Source organism: Helicobacter sp. 11S02629-2 (assembly GCF_002272875.1).
Taxonomy (GTDB): Bacteria; Campylobacterota; Campylobacteria; order Campylobacterales; family Helicobacteraceae; genus Helicobacter_I.
This window is the reverse complement of sequence record NZ_MLAN01000030.1, coordinates 1-4592: the sequence shown is the minus strand read 5'-3', so window position 1 is coordinate 4592 and position 4592 is coordinate 1. Positions and strand designations below refer to the sequence as shown.

Genomic DNA, 4592 nt, shown 5'->3' with positions numbered 1-4592 from the left:
TGCGAAATGATAGTGGCAAGCAGGCTGCCACCTAAAAGGTGTGTGTACAAGCTTTTGCAAGCTTTTATTACAAGAGAGACTTCTCAAAAAGGTATTTGTAGAGGTTTTGTCTCTCTTATAACATTAACAAATTTACGTCTGTTAGGCGGTAATTATAGCACAGAAATAAAGGATTTAATAAAAAAATGACTAATAAAGACTTTGAAGCAAAGATTAAAGCACTAGGATTAAACAAAAAAGAGTTCGCCAAAATCTCATGTGCCGCCTATCAGACAGTAACCAACTGGAGGCAGATCCAAAGTATACCCTTTTGGGTAGAGCCGTTTTTAAGCTACTATGAGAAAGCAAGAGAGCTTGAAAGCTTACTAAGCACACTAGAAAAACACAAAAAGGACAAAAACGATGCCAATTGAACCAGATTTAAAAAATTATAAAATACCACCTAACGCAAACCAAAAAGATAAGCAAGGCTATGCGGGGCTTGATTTTACGCTATTTTGAAATATTAGAGATGAAAAAAGCCTTATCTTTATGCTAAAAGTAGGCTTTTTCCTTTCCACGTATAAGTATCTTAGCCCCTGCTAAACATAAAACGCTTAAATCAAGCGCCTCATTACGCTCCCTTGTCTTAGTCCAGCGAAGTGCAGTATAACCCCTAGCGTTTTCTATCTTTTGTACCCTCTCAGCAGTTAACTGCTTAAAGTACTCCATTTCATAAGTTAAAGGATAGTGGCAGTATCCTGCTCCACTTTCTTGTACTTGAAGCATATCAAAGAGTATATTTTTACCTTCATAAGTACCTAGTGTAAAGTGATAGATTCCGTTTATCTTAGTTGGCGGGAACTTTACAAACTCCCTCTTAGAAGTTGCCTCACTAGCTCCTTTTGTGATTAAAAAGCGACTATCAAGCCTAGCAAAAAGCAAACATCTCTCCTGTGCGTAACCACTGTCAATTAGAGTTATGCTAAGCGTTAGTTTTCTTCCACTTTTTGTAGTAAAGCTAGTTTTTAGTAGTTTATAAAGCTCTTCCCACACCTTATCTTCTTTAGGGTCACCCCACAACTGCGTATAAAGTACCCCCCAGTTTTCTAAGCCCTTGCCATAGCCTTTTATTTCAAGCTCTAATCTTGCCTTACTGCCCCCTTGTACATCAACCCCAGCAGTTAAAAATAATATTTCATCAGGCAAAGAATTAAACTCATAGTCTTCTCGCCTATTAAAGTACTCAGCTTCTTCTAGTTTTATGGAAGGCGGTTCAAAAGTCTCACACAAAATAGTATTTTTAAAAACCTGCAACTTTGTGCTATCTTTATGACTTTCATAAAAGCTTTTAACTATATCTTTCATAGAGTAATAAGGTGAATAAAGCGCATTTAGATAAAAGCCTACTTTAGTTGAGGTAGGATTTTTAGACTTCCATATTCCATTAGCTACGCAGGTATTTTTTTCTTTTTCATTTAGATGCTTTTCACAAGCCTTACATCTGTAATGAACTGTATCAAAAAGTGGGGCACCATCTTCATCTTTATCCCAGTAAACTTGAGAAAATTCTAAAATCTGCTCTGTGCTACAATTTGGACAATTTATATAAAAGTAACGCATATCAGAATCTATAAACTCTTTTTCTATACGACTACGCCCTGCAATAGTTGGCGTGCTAGCCACTACTACTTTTCTGTCAAAAAAAGTAACTGTTCTTTTTTCCGCCAAATCTATGCTAAAGCCTTCTTTAGTATTTTCACATCTATCTAACTCATCAGCTAAAAGCACTTTTATAGGCTTAGAGCTAAGTTTGCTTGGGGTATTACTACCAACTAGGGCAAGGTTGCCACCCTTAAAGTTTTTTATAAGTATGGTGTTGTTGCTTTCTCTAGCATTTATTAGATCACCTATTAATTTAGTATCTCTAAACATAGGAGTGAGGCGACGTTTTGAGTAGTCTTCTGCCATGTCTTCAGTGGGAAGCACGAACATTATGGGGCTTGGATCTTGATGGATGTAATAGCCTATAACATTATTTAAAATCTCACTTTTTCCAAGCTGAGAGCTCCACATTAAAACCACTTTTTCAATTTTTGGGTTTGATATAGCAAGCAAGGGCTCTTTTTGATAGGCGTGGGCTTTAAACTTACCAAAGTTTGAGCTTGCTTCACGGCTTAAGATTCTAAAACTTTCACTCCACTCTAAAAGGTTGTAGCGAGGTTTTAGCTTAAAGCCTTCGCAAAAGCATTTAATTAAATAATCTCTAGCACTCAAATTTTGTCACTCCACTATAGATTTTTATAAATTATAGCCATTTAGACTAATTTGCGTAAAAATTTAAGCTGTGCATATAGATAAAACTTTAAAAACAAGACAAAAAAGATTGATTTAATTATTAAAAAACGGCAATATTATATTACTTAAAAGGTGGTATCAGCACCTTTTTTTCCCTTTCAATATTATTAAAATATAAGATATATCTGCATATCGTCAATACTTTTTTTCAGACAAAGGGTTAAAGACTTAGATAATTTTTCTCCGCCTTGAATATCTTTTTCATTCAATAATGAAACATAATATAAAAAATTTTCTTGTAATATCGTAAGAATATATTTATTGTCTTTAATTCTGTGATGTAGATTTAAAAGGTCATTAAGTGAAGTAATCTCATCATCTTTTAAAGCGTTCCAATTTATAAAGTTTTCAAAGCCATATAAAAATATTGATTTTTGTTTATTTTCAAGTTCTTGTATTGTTTTAAAATTGACTATATCTTTAAAAAAATTAGCATTGAAATATTTTTTTAGATATACACATTGAACTGCTTCTTTATATTTTAAGCAGTCATCATATAAGCCATAGATTAAACTTTCAAATTCGGAGGTTATGTATTCACTGTCAAAAATTCCATAAAACATTGCCTTGTTTTGAGGTGTAAATTTTAAATATCTTTCCAAAAAGCAACCCCAAAGAGTATTAAAAAGATTATCAATAAAATCTTCCACATCCATAAAAAAATCAGGTTCATTAAATTTAACTCCAAACTGTAAAGACTTAGCTATGTATATAAAATCTATTTTGTGATAGAAATCTATTTCATAGCAGTCCCAGTCAATCATTGCTTTTAGTGGATTATTAAATTTGATAGGTTTAGAAACAACAAGCATCTCTTTATAATAATTTTTCATGTGTTTTATTCTTTTTTAATTTTTATTGTTGCTTATTAAATCTTGTTCAGGTTTTTTTAGAAAATTTGTTAATGCCATATTAATGCCCATAGCTCTAGTAATTTCACAGCCTAATTTTTCACCATAAATTTTACAAACTTTATCAAGATCTTCTAATGTTTTAGGGTTTATAAATAATGTAATTTTTTCTTTTTGTTTTTCTAATTTTGGTCTACCCATCTTTTTCGCAGGAATAAATTCCCCTAACCCTTGATTATCACCTTGTCCTTGTATTCTTTTTTCTTTAAACTCGCATGTGTCTATAGAATTAGCCATTTTGTTCATCCTTGTATTGTAGATTAAGTTTTATATAAAATTATATCTAAAATATTTTAAAGTAATTTTATGTCTTTTTATATATTTATTTTTTCAATAAATTCTATTTTGATTTACAGCTTGTTTTATCAAAACGATAAACAACCTTTTTAATAAATCTCTTCAACATAAATACAAATCTAAATTACTTAATTACTTCACGAAGTTCTTCAAAATACTTTTTTGGATCATAATCATTTGTTTCAATTAATAATAATTTTTCTTGTTCTTCTTCTCCTTCTAATTCTTTTAGAAGTTCATACTTATTCACTAATTGATCATAAACAATGTCTTCTATTATTTCACCACACTCTTTAGAAAATACTGATATATATTCTTGCATAGCTTCTTTTGCTTCATCATTATATTCATTTAGATCATCGCATAAACTTGTTGCATAAATCATCTCATCATATGCATTAGATATATTTTTGTTCTTATCAACATATTCTGGAAACTTTTCTGTGCAATACTCTTCAAAATCTACTTCTACATTTACACAAAACCTAAAGCTTGTAAAATGTTTTTGAAAAAAAGCAATTTGTTCATCTTTAGCAGGGTTACTCATAATAATATAAATATTGTTTCTTATTATTTCTTCCTCTAGTGCTTGTACTTCTTTTAAACTAGTTACTCTGTTTTCTACTTTTGTCATTTTTTATCCTTTTCTTTTTTTATATGTATTATTATAACATATATTTTATAAAAAATATACTAAATTTATAAAAAAATATATAAATATTTATTTTATATTATTAATACATATAAAGACATATAAAGTATATCAGGATATAACTTTTAAAAAATCTTTCAAAAATAGCCCTTTAAAAGTCTAGTTAGATTCTAAACTTTCACTCCATAAATTAGCCCCATAGATGCCAAGTACTGTAATGATCTTGCCTTTTACTACGTAGGGGATGCAGTAGCCTTTATAAATAAGCTCACGGATATTTTTATCATAATGGGCAGGGCGACCGATGAAGGGGGCAGTTAACAGGTTGCGTGTCTTTTGTTTTACTTCTTTATTAAAATTTCTTGCATTTTGTATGCTATATCTATTTATATGAG

7 protein-coding genes are annotated in these 4592 nt (G+C 30.6%); 2 read left to right on the top strand and 5 right to left on the bottom strand.

The window, feature by feature from the left end:
* Both BKH40_RS08905 and BKH40_RS08450 read left to right on the top strand, forming a co-directional pair.
* The coding region (locus BKH40_RS08905; protein WP_219350161.1) for a hypothetical protein at positions 1–189 on the top strand (189 nt) is incomplete at its 5' end.
* Positions 186–413, top strand: a complete 228-nt coding sequence (locus BKH40_RS08450; protein WP_095278585.1) for a hypothetical protein — start codon at positions 186–188, stop codon at positions 411–413. The genes BKH40_RS08905 and BKH40_RS08450, both read left to right, overlap by 4 nt.
* Positions 414–534: 121 nt before the next feature.
* Here BKH40_RS08450 and BKH40_RS08445 read toward each other — a convergent pair whose 3' ends face one another.
* The 5 genes from BKH40_RS08445 to BKH40_RS08425 all read right to left on the bottom strand — a co-directional run.
* On the bottom strand, positions 535–2256 hold the full coding sequence (locus tag BKH40_RS08445) for a terminase gpA endonuclease subunit (protein ID WP_095278584.1): 1722 nt from the start codon (positions 2254–2256) through the stop codon (positions 535–537).
* Between the two features lie 188 nt (positions 2257–2444).
* Positions 2445–3170 carry a hypothetical protein gene (locus tag BKH40_RS08440; protein ID WP_095278583.1) on the bottom strand — a complete coding sequence of 242 codons (726 nt, stop codon included), beginning with the start codon at positions 3168–3170 and terminating at the stop codon, positions 2445–2447.
* A 15-nt stretch (positions 3171–3185) separates the two neighbouring features.
* The gene (locus BKH40_RS08435) at positions 3186–3485 is read right to left on the bottom strand and encodes a hypothetical protein (protein ID WP_095278581.1); all 300 of its coding nucleotides are present in this window, start codon (positions 3483–3485) and stop codon (positions 3186–3188) included.
* Between the two features lie 184 nt (positions 3486–3669).
* Positions 3670–4179, bottom strand: a complete 510-nt coding sequence (locus tag BKH40_RS08430) for a hypothetical protein (protein ID WP_095278580.1) — start codon at positions 4177–4179, stop codon at positions 3670–3672.
* 177 nt (positions 4180–4356) lie between these two features.
* On the bottom strand, positions 4357–4592 hold a 236-nt coding region (locus BKH40_RS08425; protein ID WP_143428484.1), incomplete at its 5' end, for a type II toxin-antitoxin system RelE/ParE family toxin.

Excerpts from the sequence above, each read along its gene's own strand:
- BKH40_RS08450 (WP_095278585.1), top strand. The coding sequence starts at position 186 with ATGACTAATAAAGACTTTGAAGCAAAGATTAAAGCACTAGGATTAAAC.
- BKH40_RS08440 (WP_095278583.1), bottom strand. The coding sequence starts at position 3,170 with ATGAAAAATTATTATAAAGAGATGCTTGTTGTTTCTAAACCTATCAAA.
- BKH40_RS08435 (WP_095278581.1), bottom strand. The coding sequence starts at position 3,485 with ATGGCTAATTCTATAGACACATGCGAGTTTAAAGAAAAAAGAATACAA.
- BKH40_RS08430 (WP_095278580.1), bottom strand. The coding sequence starts at position 4,179 with ATGACAAAAGTAGAAAACAGAGTAACTAGTTTAAAAGAAGTACAAGCA.